Source organism: Pseudomonas sp. PSB18 (assembly GCF_014596565.1).
GTDB lineage: Bacteria > Pseudomonadota > Gammaproteobacteria > Pseudomonadales > Pseudomonadaceae > Aquipseudomonas.
In genome coordinates this window covers 21,837-44,067 of record NZ_NOIN01000010.1, presented here as the reverse complement: position 1 = coordinate 44,067, position 22,231 = coordinate 21,837, and the positions used below count along the sequence as shown (strand labels likewise).

Here is a 22,231-nt window from a genome sequence, read left to right as displayed (position 1 = left end):
CAATGGAGGGATTGTCCTGGCGTGCATTTGCGAGAGAAATCCCCCGAGGTTCCATAACAACAACAATCGGAGACCGGTCCCATGAGCCAGGAATTGCGGCTTATCCGTCGCATCACGCTGAAGCTGATTCCCTTCCTGATCCTGCTGTACCTGATCGCCTATGTCGACCGCTCTGCCGTGGGCTTTGCCAAGCTGCACATGGGGGCCGACCTGGGTATCGGCGATGCCGCCTACGGCCTGGGCGCAGGGCTGTTTTTCATCGGTTATTTCCTGCTGGAGATTCCCAGCAACCTGATGCTCGAGCGCTTCGGTGCCCGGCGCTGGTTCGCCCGGATCATGATCACCTGGGGCGCCATCACCATCGGCATGGCCTTTGTGCAGGGCCCCCACAGCTTCTATGTGATGCGCTTCTTGCTCGGCGCGGCCGAAGCCGGTTTCTTCCCCGGCGTGCTGTACTACATCACCCAATGGTTCCCGGTTCGCCATCGCGGCAAGATCCTGGGCCTATTCATTCTGTCCCAACCCATCGCCATGATGATCACCGGTCCCGTGTCCGGCGGCTTGTTGGGCATGGACGGCGTATTGGGCCTGCACGGCTGGCAGTGGTTGTTCATTGTCATCGGCCTGCCGGCGGTGCTGCTGACCTGGCCGGTATTACGCTACCTGCCGGATGGCCCGCAACAGGTGAAGTGGATGGACCAGGCCGAGAAGGACTGGCTGACCGGGGAATTGAAAAAGGATTTGCAGGAGTACGGCCAGACCCGTCACGGTAATCCGCTGCACGCCCTGAAGGACAAACGGGTCTTGCTGTTGGCGCTGTTCTACCTGCCGGTGACCCTGAGTATCTATGGTCTGGGCCTGTGGTTGCCGACGCTGATCAAACAGTTTGGCGGCAGTGACCTGGTGACCGGTTTCGTGTCTTCGGTGCCTTATATTTTTGGCATCGTCGGGTTGCTGATCATTCCTCGCAGCTCCGACCGCTTGAATGATCGCTACGGCCACCTGGCCGTGCTCTATGTCTTGGGCGCCATGGGGCTGTTCCTCAGCGCCTGGCTGTCGGTGCCGGTGCTGCAACTGGCGGCGCTGTGCCTGGTGGCGTTTGCACTGTTTTCCTGCACGGCGGTGTTCTGGACCTTGCCGGGACGATTCTTTGCCGGCGCCAGTGCGGCGGCGGGCATTGCGTTGATCAACTCGGTGGGTAACCTGGGTGGCTACATCGGGCCGTTCGTGATCGGTGCGCTGAAGGAATACACCGGTAACCTGGCATCGGGGCTGTACTTCCTGTCCTGTGTGATGGTGTTCGGCCTGGTGTTGACCGGCGTGGTGTATCGCCTGCTGGAGCGCAAGCATGTGCTGCCAGCGGACCAGTTCGCGGCCAGTGCGCGGGGGGCGACGCGTACCTGATTCCGGGGAGGCGCCCCGATCCACTGTGGGAGCGAGCCTGCTCGCGATAGCGTCGGGTCAGCTTGCATCCCTGTTGAATGTGCCGCCGTCATCGCGAGCAGGCTCGCTCCCACAGGGGCCTGGCGCTGTATTTGAGTTGTGTTTACAGGAGAAAACCATGCGTTTAGTTCAGTTCGAATTGGATAACGGTGAGCGCCGCGTCGGTGTGGTCGACGGCGACCGGGTGCGGGAAGTGCAGTGCGCGACGACCGTGCGTGAGCTGGCGCTGGCGGCCATCGAGGCGGGTGTGAAACTTGAACAGCAGGTCATTGGCCTCGGATTCGGCGCCGACCATGATTACCCGCGATTGCTCGCTGAGCTGCGCATCCTGCCGCCGCTGGATCACCCGGACCCGGCGCACTTGCTGGTCAGCGGCACCGGCCTGACCCACCTCGGCAGTGCTTCGGCCCGGGACAAGATGCACCAGCAGGCTGGCGACGAGGCCGCGATGACCGACACCATGCGCATCTTCAAGTGGGGCGTCGAAGGTGGCAAACCCCAGGCCGGCCAGGCCGGCGTGCAACCGGAGTGGTTCTACAAGGGCGACGGCAGCATCGTCGTCCGTCCGGGTCATCCGTTCCCGTTGCCGCCGTTCGCCGAAGACGCCGGCGAGGAGCCGGAAATCAGCGGCCTCTACGTCATCGGTCTCGACGGCAAGCCTTATCGCCTGGGCTTCGCGGTGGGCAACGAGTTTTCCGACCACGTCATGGAGCGCAAGAATTACCTGTACCTGGCCCATTCGAAACTGCGCAGCTGCAGCTTTGGTCCGGAACTTCGTGTCGGTGAATTGCCTCAACATCTATCCGGGACCAGTCGTATCCTGCGCAACGGCGAAGTGCTGTGGCAGAACGAATTCCTCAGCGGCGAGGCCAACATGTGCCACAGCCTCGAAAACCTGGAATTCCACCATTTCAAGTACAGTCAGTTCCTGCGTCCGGGGGATGTGCACGTGCACTTCTTCGGTACCGCGACCCTGTCGTTCGCCGATGGCATCCGTACCCAGCCGGGGGATGTGTTCGAAATCAGCCAGGCCGAATTCGGCGCACCGCTGGTCAACGGCATTGCCCCGGTGGACGCGGTGTTCAACCCGGGTACTATCGGCACACTTTAAGAGGAGACTTGCGATGAACCAGATCCTTGGTCACAACTACATCGGTGGGGCGCGCAGCGCGGCCGGCCAGACGCGTCTGCAGAGCCTCGACGCCAGCACTGGCGAAGCCTTGCCGGGTGATTTCATCCAGGCTACGGCCGAAGAGGTCGATGCAGCCGCCAAGGCGGCGGCTGCAGCTTATCCGGCCTACCGCAGCCTGAGCGCGGTGCGCCGGGCCGAGTTCCTCGAGGCCATTGCCGATGAGCTGGACGCCTTGGGCGATGAGTTCGTCGCCGTGGTCTGCCGTGAAACCGCGTTGCCCGCTGCACGTATCCAGGGTGAGCGTGGTCGTACCAGCGGGCAGATGCGCCTGTTCGCCAAAGTCCTGCGCCGCGGTGATTTCTATGGGGCGCGTATCGATCGCGCCTTGCCGGAGCGCAAACCGCTGCCGCGCCCGGACCTGCGTCAGTACCGCATCGGCCTGGGGCCGGTGGCGGTGTTCGGCGCCAGTAATTTTCCGTTGGCCTTTTCCACGGCCGGTGGCGACACCGCGTCGGCCCTGGCGGCCGGCTGCCCGGTGGTGTTCAAGGCCCACAGCGGCCATATGGCGACAGCCGAGTGGGTGGCCGACGCGATCATCCGCGCCGCCGAAAAAACCGCGATGCCGGCCGGTGTCTTCAACATGATCTACGGCGGTGGGGTCGGTGAGTGGCTGGTCAAGCACCCGGCGATCCAAGCCGTGGGGTTCACCGGTTCCCTGCGGGGTGGGCGTGCCCTGTGCGACATGGCCGCCGCGCGCCCACAGCCGATCCCGGTGTTTGCCGAGATGTCGAGCATCAACCCGGTGATCATCCTGCCTGAAGCGCTGGCGACCCGCGCCGACAGTATTGCTCGCGACCTGACCGCTTCGGTGGTGATGGGCTGCGGCCAGTTCTGCACCAACCCGGGCCTGGTGATTGGGATCCGCTCGCCGCAGTTCACTGCATTTACCCAGCAGGTCGCCGCGCTGATCGGTGACCAGGCGCCACAAACCATGCTCAATGCCGGTACCTTGCAGAGTTATGGCAAGGGCTTGCAGAAGTTGCTGGCCCACCCGGGCATCGAGCACCTGGCCGGGCGCGCACAGGAAGGCAACCAGGCCCAGCCGCAGCTGTTCAAGGCTGACGCCAGTTTGTTGATCGAAGGGGACGAGGCGTTGCAGGAAGAGGTGTTTGGTCCGACCACCGTGTTCGTCGAAGTGGCCGACCAGGCGCAACTCAGCGCCGCACTGAACGGCCTGCACGGCCAACTGACCGCGACCATGATCGGCGAGCCGGGTGATTTCGAGCGGTTCAGCGAACTGACGCCGTTGCTGGAGCAGAAAGTCGGCCGGATCCTGCTCAACGGTTACCCGACGGGTGTCGAGGTGTGTGATTCGATGGTCCACGGCGGCCCTTACCCGGCCACCTCCGATGCCCGTGGCACGTCGGTGGGAACCCTGGCCATCGACCGCTTCCTGCGGCCGGTGTGCTTCCAGAACTACCCCGACAACCTGCTGCCGGAACCTCTGAAAAATGCCAATCCGCTGGGGATCCTGCGGTTGGTGGACGGAGTACCGGGGCGCGAGGCGCTCTGACGATCGCGGGGCGGCCGCTCCATTGAGGTTCGATGGACGGCCGCCATCGCGAGCAGGCTCGCTCCCACAATGGTTCCTGGGTGAATGCTGGATTTGCTTACACCACTGAGCCCCTGTGGGAGTGGGCTTGCCCTAATCGAACGGCGCGGAAACCTGTGGGAGCAAAGCTTGCTCGCGATAGCGACAGACCAGTCGACATTGTTGCTGACTGATTTACTGCAATCGCGAGCAAGCTTTGCTCCCACAGGTTTATGGCTAACTGACTGGCATTCGGACATGCCCAGCCCTCACATAAAGTTCACGCCGTGAAGTCGCTGGCGTGCAGTTCCTTGACGCCGACCAGTTCGAACTCGAACTCGGCGGTAGCGTCGGCGTTGACGCTGCCGTAGAGAATGCCGTCGGCAAAGCGCAGCTGACCGGTGGCGTTGGTGGCGTCGAAGGCGTTGCTGCCAATGAAAGTGAAGGCATCGATATTGGCGGTCAACGGGTTGGCGTCCAGGCCGGTGAGATCCAAGTGGTCCAGTTCGGCACTCTTGAAGCCGTTGATCACATCGCGCGCCGCGCCGGTACCCATGTCTGCCAGCGCATTGAACACGTAAGTGTCCGCGCCGGTGCCACCGGTGAGGTTGTCGGTGCCGGCCCCCCCGATCAGCCGATCATCCCCCGAGCCTCCCACCAGCGTATCGTTGCCGGCACCGCCATCCAGGATGTTTCCGGCGCTGTTGCCGGTCAGGGTGTCGGCGTAGGCACTGCCGGTCAGGTTCTCGACGTTCTTCAACGTATCGAGGCCCGAGCCTACGGTGTTCTGTTGCGCGGACGTCGAGAGGGTCACGGTGACCCCGGCCAGCGCCTGCGCGAAAGACACCGTGTCATTGCCTTCACGCCCATCCAGCACATTGTTACCGGCCCCGGCGAACAGCGTATTGTCCAATGCGTTGCCCGTGCCGTTGGCCGCGTCGGGGGTGTCGATGTACAGGTTCTCGACGTTGCTGGTGAGGGTGTAGCTCGCCAGGCGGCTGTGCACGCTGTCGATGCCTCCGGTCAGCGGATTGCTGTTGGTTTCGATCACCGTGTCGCCGGTATTGTCGACATAGTACGTGTCATCACCATCGCCGCCGCTCATGCTGTCGTTGCCCGCGGCACCGTCGAGCACGTTGTCGGCGTTATTGCCGGTGATGAAATTGCGTCGTTCATTGCCGGTGCCATCGATATCCGAGACGCCGGTGAGCACCAGGTTCTCGAGATTGGCCCCCAGGGTCCAACTGACCGAGGCCTTTACCGTATCGATCTGCGAGGCCGAGGTGTTGGTTTCCACCACGCTGTCGAACGCGTTATCGACCACGTAGATGTCGTTGCCATCGCCACCGGTCAAGCTGTCCGCTCCCAGGTCACCGTCCAGGGTATCGTTGCCCGAGGTGCCCACCAAGGTGTCCGCCTGGTCGGTACCCGTGATCATCCCGCCCTGGTTGGCGTGGTCGAAGATGTCCTGCACGCTGTTGTTGTCGTTGGGATTGCCATGGAAGCCCAGGTCATCGGCGATGTAGTCGGCCAGTCGTTGGCCGACGATTTCCGCCGATTCCTCGTGCAGATGCCAGACGTCGTCGGGGTACACCAGCGGATCGACTTCGTAGCGCAATGGCAGGTCGGTGTAGTCCACCGCCAGCTTGACGTCGGCGCGCTCGGCGGCCATGGCTTCCTGGGCGGCGCGGACATAACCGACACCTTCGACAATCGAAGCAATCTTGTCCTCGGAATAGCCACGGGCCCGCGCTGCGTCCTGTTCGTAGTGACCGGTTTCCATCAGGTACACGCTGAAATTGCCGAACTGGGCATGCAGGTAGTCGAACACCTTCAGCGTCGCGGTTTTGTAGGCAGCGGCCGCAGCCTGCTTGTCGGTGGCGCGAGCGATCTCCTGGGCGGCTTCCTCGCCCTGGCCCCAGATAATGCCCATGGTGACGTTATCGATGGACTTGAGTTCGGTGAGCTGATCCTTCAGCAACGTCACGGCGCGCAACAGCGCGGGCCCGGGCTGGTTGGTGTCGGTCAGCCACCAGCACAACTTCAGCTCTTCGGGGCTCAGTGTCGACAAGCCATTGACGGTGCTGCCGCCCACCGCGATGTCGATGCCATTGCCGTCGGCGTCGGTGAACTGGCTGCGCACATCGTAAGTGGTGTAGCGGTCCAGGTCGTTGACCAGCATGGAGGTGCCGGATTGATCGTCGTCCTCGGTCATGCGCAGCAGGCGTGCATTGGATTGACCGAGGGTCGGCAGGTAGAGGATGTCTTGCTGGGCACGCTCGCCGAACACGAAATCGCTGGCGGTCAGGGTGTTGAGGTAGTTGCCGCTGAGGGCGATCTCGAAGCGGTTGCCATCGGCGTCGGCTTCGGCGGACTTGATGTAGGTCTTGTCGCCGGCCGAGTTCAGGGTCATGTACAGGGTGCCGTTGGTGCCGTCCCCGAGACCGATGAAGCCCAGGCTGGACACGTCGATCTTGTCCACGCCCACGGTGAAGTCATAGACCGTGTCGGTGGCCGTCACGCCGCCGGTGTCGTAGTCGCGGTAGCTGTCGAGCACGTTGGTGTAGCGAAAGGTATCGGCGCCGTCGCCACCGTACAGGGAGTCGCGTCCGGCACCGCCATCGACGATGTCCGCGCCGGTGCCGGCCTTGATCGTGTCGTCGCCGCCCAGGCCCAGGATCAGGTCCGCGCCGGCCGTACCGTTGAGGGTCTCGGCGCCGTTGGTCCCGGTGATGGTGTTGGCCGGGGCGTCGGCGACCACCAGGGCGAAGTTGTCGCTGACCGAGGCGCCTGAAGGATCGGTGGCCTTGACCAGTACGTCATAGCTACCGGACGCGGTGCTGGTCGGTGTGCCGCTGAAGGTCAGGCTGGTGGCATTGAACGTCAGCCACGCGGGCAGGGCCCTGCCGTCGGCGAGGGTCGCGGTGTAGGTCAATACGTCCTGGTTGGCATCGGTGAAGCTGTCGTGGGCCACGGTGTAGCGGAACGGCGTGCTTTCACTGGCATTTTGGTCGAGGAGCGGGATGGCCACGACCGGCGCCACGTTGCCGGGGCTGTTCTGGTCGGCGAACACGAAGTGGCTGGCCGTCAGGCTGCTGACCAGATTGCCCGCCAGCGACACTTCGAAACGGTTGCCGTTGGCATCGACGGTCAGGTCTTTGAGGTAGGTGCGGTTGGTCGAGGCGCTGTAGGTCAGTTGCAAGGTGCCATTCAGGCCGTTGCCCAGGCCGGTGTAGCCGAGCGCCGAGACGTCGATCTTGTCGGCGGCCACATCGAAGTCGAGGATCTGGTCACTGGCGCTGGTGGAGCTGGTGCGGTAGCTGTCGAGCTTCGAGGTATAGCGGAACACGTCGGCACCCGCGCCGCCGGTGAGTTTGTCCACCCCGGTACCGCCCACCAGGATGTCGTTCCCGGCGCCGCCATTGAGTGTGTCGTTCCCGGCGCCACCGAACAGCTGCTCGTTGGCCGCGGTGCCGGTCAGCGTGTCGTTGTTCGGCGTGCCATTGATGATGACTGAGGTGGGTACGTCCTGTACGGCAAGGGTGAAACTGTCACTGACAGTGGCGTTGCTGCCGTCCGTGGCGGTGACTTGTATGGAATAGGTACCCGAGGCAGTGTCGCTTGGCGTACCGCTGAAGGTGCGCGTGGCGGCGTCGAACACCAGCCAGCTGGGCAGGGCGCTGCCGTCGGCCAGTTTGGCGGTGTAGCTGAGGCTGTCGTTGTCCGGATCGCTGAAACTGGTGGCGGGAACGACGTAGCTGAATGGTGTGTTCTCCGTCGCATTCTGGTCCAGCAACGGCGTCGCCACCACCGGCGCATGGTTGGTCGGCGACGTCGTCGCGAACACGAAGTTGGCACTGGTCAGCGTGTTCAGGTAATTGCCGTCCAAGGCCACTTCGAAGCGGTTGCCATTGGCGTCGGCGGTCAGGGACTTGATGTAAGTCTTGGTGCCGGCGCTGTTGAGCACCAGGTACACGGTGTCGTTCTTGCCATCTCCCAGGCCGGTGAAGCCCAGGGCCGACAGGTCGATCTTGTCGGAAGCGACGTTGAAGTCGGTGATCAGATCGCCCAGGTTGGCGCCGCCGGTGTTGTAGTTGCGGTAGCTGTCCAGGCGGTTGGAAAACACGAAGGTATCCGCCCCGGCACCGCCGGTGAGGGTATCCATGCCGGCGCCACCATCGAGCTTGTCGTCGCCGGCGCCGCCATTGAGGCTGTCGTTGCCCGCCAGGCCGAGCAGGGTGTCGGCCGAATCGCTGCCCGCCAGCGAGTCGTTGCCACTGGTGCCGGTGACCACCCGGTTGAAGATGAAGTTGTTGGCCGTCAGGGTGCTGGCGAGGTTGCCGGAGAGAATCAGCTCGAAGCGATTGCCGCTGGCGTCGGCGTCGAAATCCTTGATGTAGGTGCGGTCATTGCTGGCGCTGTAGCTGATCTGCAGGGTGCCGCCACGGCCGTTGCCCAGGCCGGTAAAGCCCAGGCCGGCGAGGTCGATCTTGTCTTGGGTGACGTCGAAGTCGGTGATGGTGTCATCGAAGCTGGTGGTCGCGTTGCGGTAGCTGTCGGACTGACTGGCGAAGCGGAACGTATCGGCACCGGTACCGCCGGTGAGTTTATCGACGCCCGCGCCGCCCACCAGGATATCGCCGCCGGCTGCGCCGTTGATGGTGTCGTTGCCGGCGCCGCCGTAGAAGATCTCGCTGGCGCTGGTGCCCAGCAGCGTATCGTTACCGGCCGTGCCTTGTACGGTGGTCATCGGTTCCGTGGCACTGACGTAGCTGCCATCGCCATAGACGAGCGTCGCGCCCTTGCTGGTGTGGCTGATGGTGTTGGCGATGATCGCGTTGCGATCGGTGCCGTCTTCGTTACGCTCGGCCACGCCATAGGTCGACAGGTCGCTGCCACTGATGAGGTTGCCCTGGATCGTGTTGTCGCTGCCGTTGAAGTACTTGCCGGAGACGCCCTGGGTGTCGTCGTAGGACTGGATGATGATCTCGGGGACGGCACCGCCCAGTGAATTGTTGTTGAGGGTGTTGTCGATGATCTCGACGTGGTTGCTGCCGTAGATGCGTACCCCGGCGCTGGCGTTGTCGTGGATGTCGACGCCGGTGACCGTCACGTCGCTGGACAGCTTGATCAGCACCCCTTCGGCGCCGTTGCCGTACACCTCGCCACCGGTGATGGTGATGTTGCTGGGGGAGGGGATGTTCTCGCTGCCGCGCTGCACCACGATGCCGTTGCCGCCGTTGTCATAGGCGACGTTGTTGGTGAGGGTAAAGTCGTGGGTGCTGGTGACGACGTTGAAACCGTGCCGGTCATTGTCGTAGGCAACGTTGTTTTCGAAGGTGCTGTCGCTGAGGAAGTCGGCCACGAAGCCGTCCAGGCCATTGCCATGGGACACGCTGTTCTTGATGACCATGTTGACGGTCTGTTCGTGGGGGTCGAAGCCGTACCCGGAGCAGTCCTTGATTTCGACGCTGTCGATGGTGACGTTGGAGTCGTAGCCTTCTTGGCCGGGAATATAGCCGTTGAACCAGCCGTCGATCTTGCCGGTGGTGTGGTCGCGGTTGCCATCGATGGTGAGTTGGCTGATGCCGAAATCATGGGTCTCTTCGCCATAGGCGGAGCGGATGACGCCGGTGATCTTGGTGTCGGAACCGTCGGCCACCTTGACGGTGGTTTCGCCCATGCCGTCGCCATACAGGTGGACGTTGCTCTTGAGCATCAGGCAACCATCGGAAGGTTCCTCGCCGGCCGAAACGATGTAGGTCCCGGCTGGGACATACACCTGCCCCCCGCCTGCCGCTGCCGCCGCGTCAATCGCTGCCTGGATGGCCGCGGTGTCATCGGTAATACCGTCTCCTTTGGCGCCAAAATTTTGTACGTTGAAAATCATGAGCTTATCTCCGTATCGGGCTGGAACCACGGTAGATGCCAATATTCCATCGGCGACCACAGGGTTATGACCTGACGGAGCGGGAAAGTTGTGACCGAATGTCGGGGAAGTGTCAAAAAGCTGAACTACCTGATCAGCGGTCAGGAACCTTGCTTGGGAAAGTAACGTTCCATTGACGCCGCGACCTTTGAAAGCGGAGGGTCTGTCACAAAGGTGTTGAGTATGCCGCCATCATCGCGGGCAAGCCCTCATGCCGATCAGTAAGCCACAAACCTGTGGGAGCAAAGCTTGCTCGCGATTGCGGTAAGTCAGTCATCAACCAATGTCGACTGATCTTTTGCTATCGCGAGCAAGCTTTGCTCCCACAGGGTTTGTGTCGTTTGATTCTTAACTGACTGGCATTAGGGCAGGGCCGGCTCCAAAAGGGCGTATGCAAATGCTGCTTACACCCCGACCCCCCCTGTAGGAGCGAGCCTGCTCGCGATGGCGATGGGTCGGCTTGCACAGATGTTGAATGCCCAAGCAAGGTCAGGTTCTTTCTCCATCGGGGACTGTGGGCGCCGGGATCAGGTCGCGCACGGCATAGAACCCCTGCACCAGTCGATTCTTGGCCCGGTACTCGCAGAGCAGCAGCAGGGTGTCGGGCAACTGGGCGATCGACGAGGCAGGCTTGACCACCATGGTCTTGCCTCCCGAGCGTAAACGGACAAGTGTTCCAGGTTCGAATGTGTCCATCTTCATTCACCTCACAGTCATGGTGTTTGTGCGTTCGACCCAACCCCCACCCAGCGCCTTGTACAGATTGACCTCGGCGAGCAGTTGCGACAGCCGATCGACGATAAGGGTCTGCCGGGCGCTGAACAGCGAGCGTTGTGCATCGAGGAACGTCAGGCTGCTGTCGACGCCGATGCGATAGCGACGCTCCGCCAGCCTGTAGTAGTCCTGGTTGGCTTGTACCAGATCGGTCTGCGCGACCAGTTGTTCTTTGTAGGTCTTGCGCGCCGCCAGACCATCGGAGACTTCCCGGAAAGCCGTCTGGATCGATTTTTCGTACTGGGAGACGCGGATATCCTTCTGGATTTTCGAATAGTTCAGGCTCGCCCGAAGGCTGCCGGCATTGAAAATCGGCAGGTTGATCTGGGGCTGGAACAACCAACTGCCCGACCCGCTCTTGAACAGCCCGGACAACTCGTTACTCGAGGTGCCGGCGTTGGCGGTCAGGCTGATGCTCGGGAAGAAGGCGGCACGGGCCGCGCCGATATTGGCGTTGGCTGCTTGCAGCAGGTACTCGGCTTCGAGCACATCCGGGCGGCGTTGCAACAGGTCCGAAGGCAGGCCGGCCGGTACCTCGCTCAGCAGCTCGGAGGCCAGGGGGCGAGCGGGCAGGTCATCGGCTATCGAAGTGCCCACCAGCAAGGTGAGATTGTTGAAGTCCTGGGCGACCTGGCGCTGGAACTGGGCCAGGCGGGCCCTGGCGTCTTCCACCGAGGTGCGTGACTGACTCAGGGCCAGGGCCGAGGCCGTCCCCACCTGATTGCTTCGTTCTGTCAGGCGCAGGCTTTGTTCATAGGACTGCAGCGTGTCCTGGGTCAGTGCCAGTAATTCCTGGTCGGCACGCCAGGTCAGGTAGGCACTGGCGACACTGCCCACCAGGCTCAACTGGGTGCTGCGGCGGGCTTCTTCGCTGGACAGATAGGTGAGGGACGCCTGGTCGCTGAGGCTGCGTATGCGTCCGAACAGGTCCAGCTCATAGGCGCTGATGCCCAACGTGGTGGAGTACGAGCTGCTGATGGCCGATTTGCCGGTTTGCGTCAGGCTGCTCGGTAGCCGCTGGCGCGAGCCGGTGCCGTTGGCACTGATCGCCGGGAAGATGTCTGCGCGCTGGATCCGGTATTGCGCCTGGTAGGCCTCGACGTTCAGGGCCGCCACGCGCAAGTCGCGGTTGTTGACCAATGCGCTCTCGATGAGTTGCTGCAGCGCCGGATCATGGAACAGGTCTCGCCAGCCCTGATCGGCTGCGGCGGGGCCCACCAGGGCCGGGGCGTAGGCGGATGTCTGGGGGTATTGCGCGGCGACGGGGGCATCGGGGCGCTGGTAGTCCGGGATCAGCGAGCAACCGCCGAGCAGGAGTGTAGCGGCCGTCAAGGGACTCAGGAGTTTACGCATCGACCTGTCTCATCGTGATGCCTGCCAGGCCCCGGTGGCACGGGCAGGGGTTCGGTTAGATCCGTGCTTGCCCGTGCGTGCGCATCAGGATCCGATCATCCATTTCGCCAGCCCATGCCGTCCGCTGACGCCAAGCTTGGCGGCGGCGCGTTTGAGGTAGGTTTCGATGGAACTGTTTTTGACTTGCAGCTTTTCTGCTATCTCCGGGACGGTACCGCCGGCCAGGAGCCCCAGGCAGACCTCTTTTTCCCGCACCGAAAGGGTCACGTCACACGGGCTCAATCGCTCATCGAAATCCCGTTGCAGCTGTGTCTGGTCGGCAATGTTCAGCGGATGCGAGGTAGAACTGCCCGGGCTCCTGATAGACGACTGCCGATTGAGATGGGCATGGCGCTCGCCCAAGGGCAACAGCGTCTCGGAGAGGTATTTCAAAAAGGACAGTTCCTGCAGGGAAAAGTCGCGCTGTGCCTGGGGACGGTGCAACGAGATCACGCAGCGACGATTGCCCTTGCGCGAAATCAGGCTGCATTGATGGGAAGTACCCAGGCAGTTGTTGTCTCTTTCGTTCTTCATCCGTGCGCCCAGGTGGATCAGCAGGGCGTCGTCCACTTCCAGGACCCGTTTCACCAGGGGGTGGTCGTTGCGCTGTATTGCAGTGGTAGGGCAGACGGATTGCATCTGCGGGCTTTTCGGCTGGCCTGCATCCCCGAGCAACTGCACATCGAGGACCGTTGCCTGGGCATCGTCAATTGTCCACTCACTCAGTTCGAGTCGACTGACAGGCACCGATGTTTCGATCAGTTGGTGCATGTTGGTCAAGAAACTCTCGTGTCCGACACTTGAAATCAGCTTTCCTAGCTCCGCGTAGATGTGCGTGTTTTGCGCACCTCCAAAAACCGCATGTCGATTCATATGCTTATCCTGCATATCGAAACTGCTTTGCATCTCAGTGACCGTCGACGAAGAAAAATCCGATCGCTTCCTAAAATGCTGAAGCCTTTTCTGGATTTAAGACCTGAGGATCAAAATCACCTGTGAATCCATTCACATGAAAAACGATTCAGCCGGTGGGACTATTAAGCATTCTCATGTAGGAAAAGTCTGTAAGGGAAAACAGGGACAGTCCGACGGTCCTGTTTTAGCTGACGATTCCTGGCAAAAACCTCTCCCTTTGCAAAATGCCTGGTCAGTACGGTTAGCCAGCCTGATTGGCTGATTTTAAAATTCACCCCTAAAAACATAAGGTTATAGAAGCGGGTGGGCCGTTGGCTGCTTCTTGTGCCTGGTTTTCGACGCCTCGATAGCGCTTTTTTTCTAGGGGTAAACGTCCAGAATTAAAGTTCCAAATCTGTAGGACGCCTCCTATTTTTGAATTTTTTTTCATTTTTTGTCTATGCGCGAGTCGATTTCAGTCATTGACGTAGGCTGCGACCGGTTGTAGGCCGGGCTTGAACGACAGGATGTCGAGGTTCTTTTTGCGCCAGCTGCTCTGTGGCGTCAGGCGGAAGTACCATTCCCGGGCCCAGCAGGCGAATGTCGATTCGGCCTGTTCGATGCCGCTCATGAAGCGTGCGGCATTGACGATCCCGTTGGCCCGGGGAAGTCGATACGCCTGGTAATGCGCCAACGCGCTGCCTAGATCCGGCGTCTGTGCCAGGCAATTGGCAAGCACCACGGCATCCTCGATGGCCTGTGCCGCACCCTGGCCCAGGCTGGGCAGCATCGGGTGAGCGGCGTCGCCCAGCAGCACCACGTGCCCGTCGCGACATTGCTTCACGGGATGACGATCCCGGGCATGCATTTTCAGCAGGGCGCTCTCGGGCGTGGCCTCGATGGCGGCAACGACTTCCGGTGCCCAGCCGGCATAGGCGCCGAGCACTTCCTGTTTACTGACGTTCAAGGCGTCATCCGCCGCATTGGCGCGGTTGCAGGTTCCCCACCAGTACGCATGGCCATCCCCCACGTCACACAACCCGAACCGCTTGCCGCGCCCCCAGTAATGGGCCACGTAGCCTTCGGTCATCACCGGATGGCGCAACGGCGTTACCGCGAGCCAGGCGATATAGCCCGAAGGGCGTGTAGGTGTTTCACCGAGCATCTGCTGGCGGATGACCGAATTCAGGCCATCGGCGCCGATCAGCAGGTCAGCCTCTTGGGTGCTGCCATCTTCGAACTGTACGGTCACGCCATCCGGGCGATGGCTGTAGCCCACGCAACGCAACCCGGTGGTCAGGCTGTCGGGTGCGAGCTGCTGGGCCAGGGCGCGCAGCAGCAACGGGCGTTGGATATTCACATTGGGATGGCCCAGTTGCTCGCCCACCTCGTGGATCGGCATGCGGGTAATGGGCTGGCCGTTGTGCTTCTTGAAGAAAAACTGTCGGATCGCCTGGCCCGCCTGTTCCACCGGCACATGGGCATCGATCGAATGCAGCGCCGCCATGGCATTGGCCATGATGGACAAACCGGTGCCACCGGTGCGCAGCGTCTGGGCCGCTTCGAAGACCTTGACCTGCCAGCCCGCTCGTTGCAGGGCGATGGCCGCGGTCAGTCCACCGATACCGGCGCCCGCCACGATGGCTTTCCTGGGTTCTGTCATGTTGGTTTCACCTGTTCCGTGGTGCTATTCACTTGAGATTTGTATGAATCATTGTGGCGAGGGGATTTCCCCTCGCCACAGATTCAACTGCTAGGCCAACGCCGCCAGGGCACCGGCATGTGCAGCCCGGGCCGAGTCCATTCGTGAGCGGATGATGTCGCCCACCCGTTCGATGTGCGGCTCGCGCATCATGGTCAGGTGGTCGCCTTCCACGGCCACCCGCTGAACCTGGGGCGCAATCGTCCGCCAGCCGCGATACGGGTCGTGAAACGCGGTGCCCACCTGCTCATGGGGCGCCTGCAGCACGTCGGGCAACTCGACATCCGCGGCGAACAGCGTGATCGGCAGGTCCATCGGCGGGAAGCGGTAGTCCAGCAGCGATTGCCAGTTGGCATGGAACACCTGGAACAATTGCTTCAAGGCCGTGCGGCTGATGTTGTTGTCGAAGATGCCTTGCTCGATACCATGCTGTTTGATTGCGTCGAAGGCGTCCTCGTCGGTCATGCACGAGAAGTCCAGGGCCTGGTAGTCGTATTCCTTCTGGCCGTCGCCGCTGAGCAATTCCCACATGAACCAGTTCATGAACTCGCTGCGTTCTATCCGGACCTCGCCCTGTTTGACGCGCACGATGGTGTCCAGCAGGAACACGTTGTGCAGGCGCCGTCCGCGCCGCCGTAGCTCGCTCGCCAGCTCATAGGCCACGATGCCGCCATAGGACCAGCCGCCGATGTTCAACGGGCCTTGGGGCACGACCTGTTCAATGGCGTCCGCGTAGCAAACGGCCTGGGCCTGCACCGATTGCAGCGGCTCACGGGCATCCCAGGTCCCTGGCGCTTGCAGCGCGTAGAGATGAACCTGATCCTTGAGGGTCCGGGCGAGGGCGGCGTAGCACAGCACATGCCCACCGATGGGGTGGACCAGGAACAGCGTCGGCGCCCGGCTGGCATTCTTGAAGTCCACCAGTGCGCCGGTGTCGGAGGACGCGGTGTCGGTCCGCTGCAGGACCTGGGCGAATTCGGCAATGGTCGGCGCCTGGATGAAGTCGGACAGTGACGGCTCCAGCCCCTGGTGCCGGGTCAGCATGGCCACCAGTTGCACGGCCTTGAGCGAATTGCCGCCGAGCTCGAAGAAGTTGTCGTGCACGCTGATGTCTTCCAGGTCCAGGGCTTCTTGCCAATAGGCTTGCAACAAGTCTTCCGTGGCATTCCTGGGCGCGGTGAACGGACGCAGCAGGGTGGTTTGCACCTCGATCTTCTGCAGTTGCCGACGGTCGATCTTGCCGGTGGGGCCAAGGGGGATCCGCGCGATGCCGACCAGGGTGTTCGGCACCATGTAGTCGGGCAGCGCCAGGCGCATCTCGGCCTTGAGTTGATCCAGGTCCGGCTCGCGCCCCGGCATGGCCTGGACGAAGCCCACCAGATAGCGAGCGCCGTCCGCAGCCGCCTTGTCGATGACCGCCACCTGCTGGATGTCGGCACCGAACCGGCTGGAGCCGAGCATGGCCACCTCGATTTCCCCCAGTTCGACCCGATAACCGCGGATCTTCACCTGCGCGTCGCTGCGACCCTGATAGACGAGGTCGCCCGAAGGCAGGTAGAACCCGATGTCGCCGGTTTCGTAGAGACGCCGGGTCTTGCCCTCCAACTGACGATAGATGAAGCGTTCGTCAGTCAGGTCAGGTCGATTCCAGTAGCCGTTCGCAAGGCAGATGCCTTCGATGAACAAGTCACCCGTGACCCCGACCGGGCAGGCGTTGCCTGTGGCATCCAAGACATGCATGCGGACCCCATCGATGGCGGTGCCAATCGGCGGCATGCTCGGCCAGGACGCCGCGGCGCCTTCCAGCTTCAGGCGAGTGACCACATGGGCTTCGGTCGGACCGTAGTGATTTTCCACTCGGCAATCGTCGAGGCTATCCAGCAGGTTGCGGATTTCGGCGGTGATTTTCAGCTGTTCGCCAGCCACGCTGATCTGGCGCAGCGAGGCGGGGCGGAGATCGAGTTGCTGGGCGACTTCTGCCAGTCCCTGGAAGGCGACGTAGGGCAGGAACAGCCGATTGATGTCTTGCAGCTGGATAAATTTCAGCAGCCGGATGAAGTCATAGCGCAGCCCTTCGTCGATCATGGCCAGCTCTGCACCGCCGCATAGCGTGGAGAAAATCTCCTGGAACGAGACGTCGAACGAAATGGGCGAGTACTGCAGTGTCTTCAACGGTATGCCGGTGTTCTGCTGGCGGTTCTGCCAGAGCACCAGATTGGTCAGTGCACGGTGCGGCATGGCCACGCCCTTGGGGCGTCCCGTCGAGCCCGAGGTATAGAGCAGGTAGGCGTTATCTTCGCCGGCGATGCCGGCGGCAATGTGGGCGACCAGCTCATGACTGCGGGCCAGATCGTCGTCGAACCCGGCGGCCACGTCGTTCCAATGCCGTTTGACCGTCTCGCCGGCCAGCGTGGCCGCCAGGGTGGCCGACGCATCGGCGAACAACAGCAGGCTCGGCTGGGAGTCTTCGAGAATCAGCCGGATACGTTCATGGGGATAGCTCAGGTCAATCGGCACATACGCCGCGCCGGCCTGCACGACGCCGAGCAGGGCAACGATCAGTTCGGGCGAGCGGGGCATCATGATCGCCACCCGATCGCCCTGGCCGATACCCTGTCGGTGCAGCCAACTCACCAGTTGCGCGCAGGTGTCGCTCAGTTGGCGATAGGACAAGTGGGTCTGCTCGAAGCTCACGGCAATCTGCTCGTCGTGGCCCGCCAGGCGGTCCAGCAACAAGGACGACAGATTGTCATGGGGCATTGGCGTGACCGCCGTCGGCATGGCTTGGACGGGGGCAGGTAGCCAGGCCGGTATGCTCGGCGCGGAACCGGGCCCGGCGATCATCAGCTCCAGGGTGCGCAGCAGGTAATCGGCATAGGCCTCGACCTGGCTGGTGGCAACCCGCGCCGTGCAGTAGTCCATCTTCAGCATCAGCGAGCCGTTGGCGGGATGGCGACCCACGGTGGTCAGCAGGTCATAGTTGCTGGCTTCCGTGGTGTCCCATTCGGTGAGGATTTCCTCGTCCTGCGCCAGCATGTCCTTGAGCACATAGAAGTCGACGTAGTTGAACACCACGTCCAGGGCCACGGCGGTTTCGCGATGGATCAGGGCGAACGGATAGCGCCGGTGGGCGAACACCTGTTGCTCCTGGGCGATCAGCGCGCGGATCACTTCGAGCCAATTGCGGCCCTGGGTACTGAAGCGGATGGGCAGGGTATTGAGGAACAGGCCCAGCACCGAGGCTGCATCTTCGAATTCCGGCCGACCATGGCTGATGACGCCACACAACACTTCCGTCTGGTTGGACAGAATGGCTTGGGCGAAACCGTGGGCGGCCAGCAGGACCGCGCGCAATGGCAGGTCCTGGGCGCGGCAGAACGCCTCGAGCCGCGCGAGGTCGGCCGGGGGCAGTTCCCGCCAGGCCGAGCGGTGTGGGGCCGGGTCGGGGGTGACCACGGAGACCCAACTGGTCATGGAAGCGGCGGGTGCGTCGTGCAGGTATTCGCGCCAGAAGTGCCGGTGGACGTCGGACGTCATGGCGTCCTGCTCCAGGGCGGCAAAGTCGGCGGGTGTGGTCGTCAGCACGGGCAGTGCGTCGGTATCGGGTTCCGAGGTATAGAGCGTGATCAGGTCACGCATGAGGGTGGCGACGCTCCAGCCATCGAGAATCGCATGATGGAAACTCAACACCAGATCGATTTCCCGGGCCGCGACAAACACGCAGAACTGATACAGCGGCGCCCGTTGCCAGTCTTCGCGGTAGCGCTTGCGCTCCTCCACGTAGGCGGCAATCGCCTGGGCCCGTGCTTCAGGGCTCAGTGACACGGCATCGATGATCTGCACCGGCGGCTCGACCCTTGAATGAATCCGGGCCATGGGGGTTTCGGCATGGCCGATGTCGAACGACATGCGCAATGCCGGATGGCGGCGGATCAGCGTGCGACAGGCGCGGTCCCAGGCGAGCGGATCCCAGCGCAGGCGCAGGCGGTAGCGGAAGATGTCGTGATAGATCGCCGAATCCGGATGCATCATCGAGTGGTAGATCATCCCGACTTGCAGTTGCGAGGCGGCAAAAACGTCCTCGAACTCACCTTCATTGGCCAGGCGGATCGCCTCCGGCACCTGTGCGAACGGGGCGACATGGGCCGAGGGCGACAGGTCCGCCGGCGCGACGGCCTGCGCCTGCAGGCTCTGGGCCAGTTCAGCGATGGTCGGGTGCTGATAGACCTGTGCCAGTGTCAGGGCGATCCCTTGTTCACGAGCCTTGATCTGCAGGTGGATGACTTTCAGGGAGTCGCCCCCGAGCATGAAGTAATTGTCGTGGACGCCGGGCACGGGGCGTTGCAGGTTGTCCGCCCAGAGTTCGGCCAGTGTCTGTTCCAGGGCATTGCGCGGCGCCGTCGTGTCGGTGCTGCCGAAGGATTGCGCGGGTTCCGGCAAGGCCTTGCGGTCGAGCTTGCCGTTGGCGTTCAAGGGCAATTGTTCGAGCTGGATCAGGTGCCGGGGCACCATGTAGTCGGGCACGTGCTGGCGCAAGGTTGCACTCAGGGCCTGGGGTGACAACACACAGCCGGGCTCGCCCACCAGGTAGGCGCTGAGACAGGCATCGCCTTCGGTTTCCTGGCGCGCAATGACCACGACCTCCTTGACGCCTGCGCAAGCCGCCAGGCGTGCTTCGATCTCACCGAGTTCGATACGCAGGCCACGGATCTTCACTTGGAAATCGTTGCGGCCCAGGTACTCGATGCTGCCGTCGGGCAGCCAGCGACCCAGGTCACCGGTCTTGTACAGGCGCGCCTGTGGGTCGGCCTGGAACGGGTCGCGGATGAACCGTTCGGCGGTCAGTTGCTCACGGTTCAAGTAGCCCCGCGCGACGCCGATGCCGCCGATGTGAAGCTCGCCGGCGATGCCCGGCGGCAACAGTTGCAGGTTGGCGTCGAGAATGTACAGCTGGGTATTGGCGATCGGTCGGCCGATGGGGACGATGCCTGGGTGCACATCGGGTCGGCATTGCCAGGCCGTCACGTCGATGGCCGCCTCGGTGGGGCCGTAGAGGTTGTGCAACTGTACCCCTGGCAGGCGCTCGAAAAAACGCGTCTGCAAGGCATAGGGCAAGGCTTCGCCACTGCACAGGACTTTCTTCAAGGCTGGCAATGGTTGCGCCGTGACCTGATCGAGGAAGACCTGCAGCATCGATGGCACGAAGTGCAGCAGGGTAATGCCGGCGCTCGCCATGATGTCCAGCAGGTAGCGAGGGTCCTGATGCCCGCCGGGAGCGGCGACCACCAGTTGCGCGCCACTGAGCAGCGGCAGGAAGAACTCCCAGACGGACACGTCGAAACTGAACGGGGTTTTTTGCAGGACGCGGCTGTGTTCATCGACCTGGTAGGCGTCGCGGGCCCAGAGCAATCGGTTCACCACCCCGTCATGCTGGTTCATGACGCCTTTGGGCAGGCCAGTGGAACCGGAGGTGTAGATCACGTAGGCCAGGTGTCGCGGGGTCAATCCCTGGGCGACGGGGTCCGGGTTGTGCTGTGGTTGGCGGGACAGCTGCTCGAGGTCGCTGTCCAGGCACAGCACCGGCATCGTCACGGCGGGCAGGCTGCTGAGCAAGACACGGGTGGTCAGCAGGGCGCTGGGGGCACTGTCGCTCAACATGTGGCGCAAGCGGTCGGCAGGATACCCCGGGTCCAGGGGCACGTAGGCGCCGCCCGCCTTGAGAATGCCCAGCAGGCCCACCACCATTTCCAGGCTGCGTTCCAGGCAAATGGCGACCCGTGCGTCGGGGCCGATACCGGTTTCGAGCAGGGCGTGGGCCACCTGATTGGCCCGTCGATTCAGTTCGTCGTAGGTCAGCGTCCGGTCTTCGAAACGCACCGCTGTGGCTTCGGGGCGTGCGGCGACCTGGTTTTCGATCAGTTGATGAAGCAGTACGTCCCTGGGGTAGTCGACAGGGGTGTGGTTCCATTCATTCGCCACCCGGTAGCGCTCGACCGGCGGCATGATGTCGAGGGCCTTGACCGGCACGTCGAAATCATCGACCACACCGTGCAGTGCGGTCATGAAGCGCTGTTGCAAGGCCTCGATCTGCGCCGCGTCGAACCAGGCCTCGTTGTAGATGAAGTGCATCCACACATCGTCGTCCGGCGCGGCTTCGCGAATGTGCATCGCCAGGGGCATCTGTTCGTAGCCGTTGCTGAGCTTGACCGGTTGGGCGGGCGCGGCCCCGTACCAGGTGTCCTGGTCTTGTTCGTAGGACACCACCAGGTCGAACAATTGCCGCCGGCCCTGGTTCTGCAGGCCCAGCTCACGGTTCAGTTCGCTCAAGGGATAGCGTTGATGGCGATAGTCCTGCTTGAGTGTCAGGGCGATCCTGGCGACCAACTCGCTGAAACTCAGTTCGGTGCCCAGGCTCAGGCGTACCGGACTCATGCCGACGAACAGGCCGACCGTGGCCTTGTGTGCGGCATTGGCGCGGTTGAGGATCGGCATGCCGATCACGATCTCATCGCGTTGCGCAACCCGCGCGAAGTATGCGTAAAGCAGGCCCAGCATGGCGTGGAAAACCGTCGCCTGTCCGCAGGCCTTGGCCCGTTCACCGAGACGATCGTAGAGCGCCCGCGGCAAGCGCCAGGCGTGGTTCTGGCTGGGGGCCAGGCGTTGCTCGAATCGACCGGGGTGACGGGGCGCGAGCAGGGGTTCGGGCACGCTGCGGTATTTGTCCAGCCAGTACTGGCGCTGTCGCTGGAAGGCAGGTGAGTTCTTGGCGTTCCGCTGCTGGTCGACATACGCCTGGTAGGTCGGCGCCGGCAGTGGCGTTTCCGCCGGATCCAGCGCGGCGGTATACGCCTCGCTGATCGCCCGGCCGATCATGGCGAAGGACCAGCCGTCGATGATCAGGTGGTGGCCGTTGACGAAAAAGTAATGGAGGTCGTCGCGAACCTTGATCAGGTCCGTGCGAAACAGCAATCCGCCGTCAAAGGAAAACGGCGTTTGCAGGTTGACTTGCAGCAGGGCCAGGGCGCTGGCCTGCGGATCGGCTTCTGCCGATACATCGTGCAAGGTCAGCGGTGCGCTGGCCGATTCCAGGAAGCGCTGCCGCGGCAGGGGATGATCCGCCGAGCCGGGCACCAGTTGAATGCGCAGGGCGTCGTGGCGACTGACCACGTGGTCGATGGCTTGTTTCAACCTTGCGGCGTCGACCGGACCGTTGATGCAGGCATACCCGCCTATGTTGTACAGCGGGCTGTCGCCGTGCAGCACTTGATCCAACCAGATGTCCAGTTGTGGGGCAGTCAGCGGGTAGAGCGCGTCCATGTTCGTCGTCCTTTTTTCAAAGCCAGACAGAAAAACGGTTGGCGTTCTTCTGTCGGT

9 protein-coding genes are annotated in these 22,231 nt (G+C 62.5%); 3 read left to right on the top strand and 6 right to left on the bottom strand.

Going from position 1 to position 22,231, the window contains the following annotated elements; all coding sequences use genetic code 11:
- Positions 1 to 81 precede the first annotated feature (81 nt).
- The 3 genes from CGA22_RS21700 to CGA22_RS21690 all read left to right on the top strand — a co-directional run bounded on the left by CGA22_RS21700 (position 82) and on the right by CGA22_RS21690 (position 4,148).
- Positions 82 to 1,404, top strand: a complete 1,323-nt coding sequence (locus CGA22_RS21700; protein ID WP_041024158.1) for an MFS transporter — start codon at positions 82 to 84, stop codon at positions 1,402 to 1,404.
- A 157-nt stretch (positions 1,405 to 1,561) separates the two neighbouring features.
- Positions 1,562 to 2,554, top strand: a complete 993-nt coding sequence (araD1, locus tag CGA22_RS21695) for an AraD1 family protein (protein WP_041024157.1) — start codon at positions 1,562 to 1,564, stop codon at positions 2,552 to 2,554.
- Between the two features lie 13 nt (positions 2,555 to 2,567).
- Positions 2,568 to 4,148, top strand: a complete 1,581-nt coding sequence (locus CGA22_RS21690) for an aldehyde dehydrogenase (NADP(+)) (protein ID WP_041024156.1) — start codon at positions 2,568 to 2,570, stop codon at positions 4,146 to 4,148.
- A 298-nt stretch (positions 4,149 to 4,446) separates the two neighbouring features.
- Here the strand turns inward: CGA22_RS21690 and CGA22_RS21685 are convergent, their stop codons facing one another.
- The 6 genes from CGA22_RS21685 to CGA22_RS21660 all read right to left on the bottom strand — a co-directional run bounded on the left by CGA22_RS21685 (position 4,447) and on the right by CGA22_RS21660 (position 22,174).
- On the bottom strand, positions 4,447 to 10,056 hold the full coding sequence (locus CGA22_RS21685; RefSeq protein ID WP_041024155.1) for a putative Ig domain-containing protein: 5,610 nt from the start codon (positions 10,054 to 10,056) through the stop codon (positions 4,447 to 4,449).
- Between the two features lie 528 nt (positions 10,057 to 10,584).
- On the bottom strand, positions 10,585 to 10,791 hold the full coding sequence (locus CGA22_RS21680; RefSeq protein WP_041024228.1) for a hypothetical protein: 207 nt from the start codon (positions 10,789 to 10,791) through the stop codon (positions 10,585 to 10,587).
- A 6-nt stretch (positions 10,792 to 10,797) separates the two neighbouring features.
- Positions 10,798 to 12,222, bottom strand: coding sequence for an AdeC/AdeK/OprM family multidrug efflux complex outer membrane factor (gene adeC / locus CGA22_RS21675; protein WP_041024154.1), 1,425 nt, complete (start codon positions 12,220 to 12,222; stop codon positions 10,798 to 10,800).
- 84 nt (positions 12,223 to 12,306) lie between these two features.
- Positions 12,307 to 13,134 carry a helix-turn-helix transcriptional regulator gene (locus tag CGA22_RS21670; RefSeq protein ID WP_041024227.1) on the bottom strand — a complete coding sequence of 276 codons (828 nt, stop codon included), beginning with the start codon at positions 13,132 to 13,134 and terminating at the stop codon, positions 12,307 to 12,309.
- 496 nt (positions 13,135 to 13,630) lie between these two features.
- Positions 13,631 to 14,818 (bottom strand): FAD-dependent monooxygenase, encoded by a 1,188-nt coding sequence (locus CGA22_RS21665; RefSeq protein WP_041024153.1) that lies wholly within the window; start codon positions 14,816 to 14,818, stop codon positions 13,631 to 13,633.
- 90 nt (positions 14,819 to 14,908) lie between these two features.
- Positions 14,909 to 22,174, bottom strand: coding sequence for an amino acid adenylation domain-containing protein (locus tag CGA22_RS21660; protein ID WP_041024152.1), 7,266 nt, complete (start codon positions 22,172 to 22,174; stop codon positions 14,909 to 14,911).
- Positions 22,175 to 22,231: the final 57 nt, after the last annotated feature.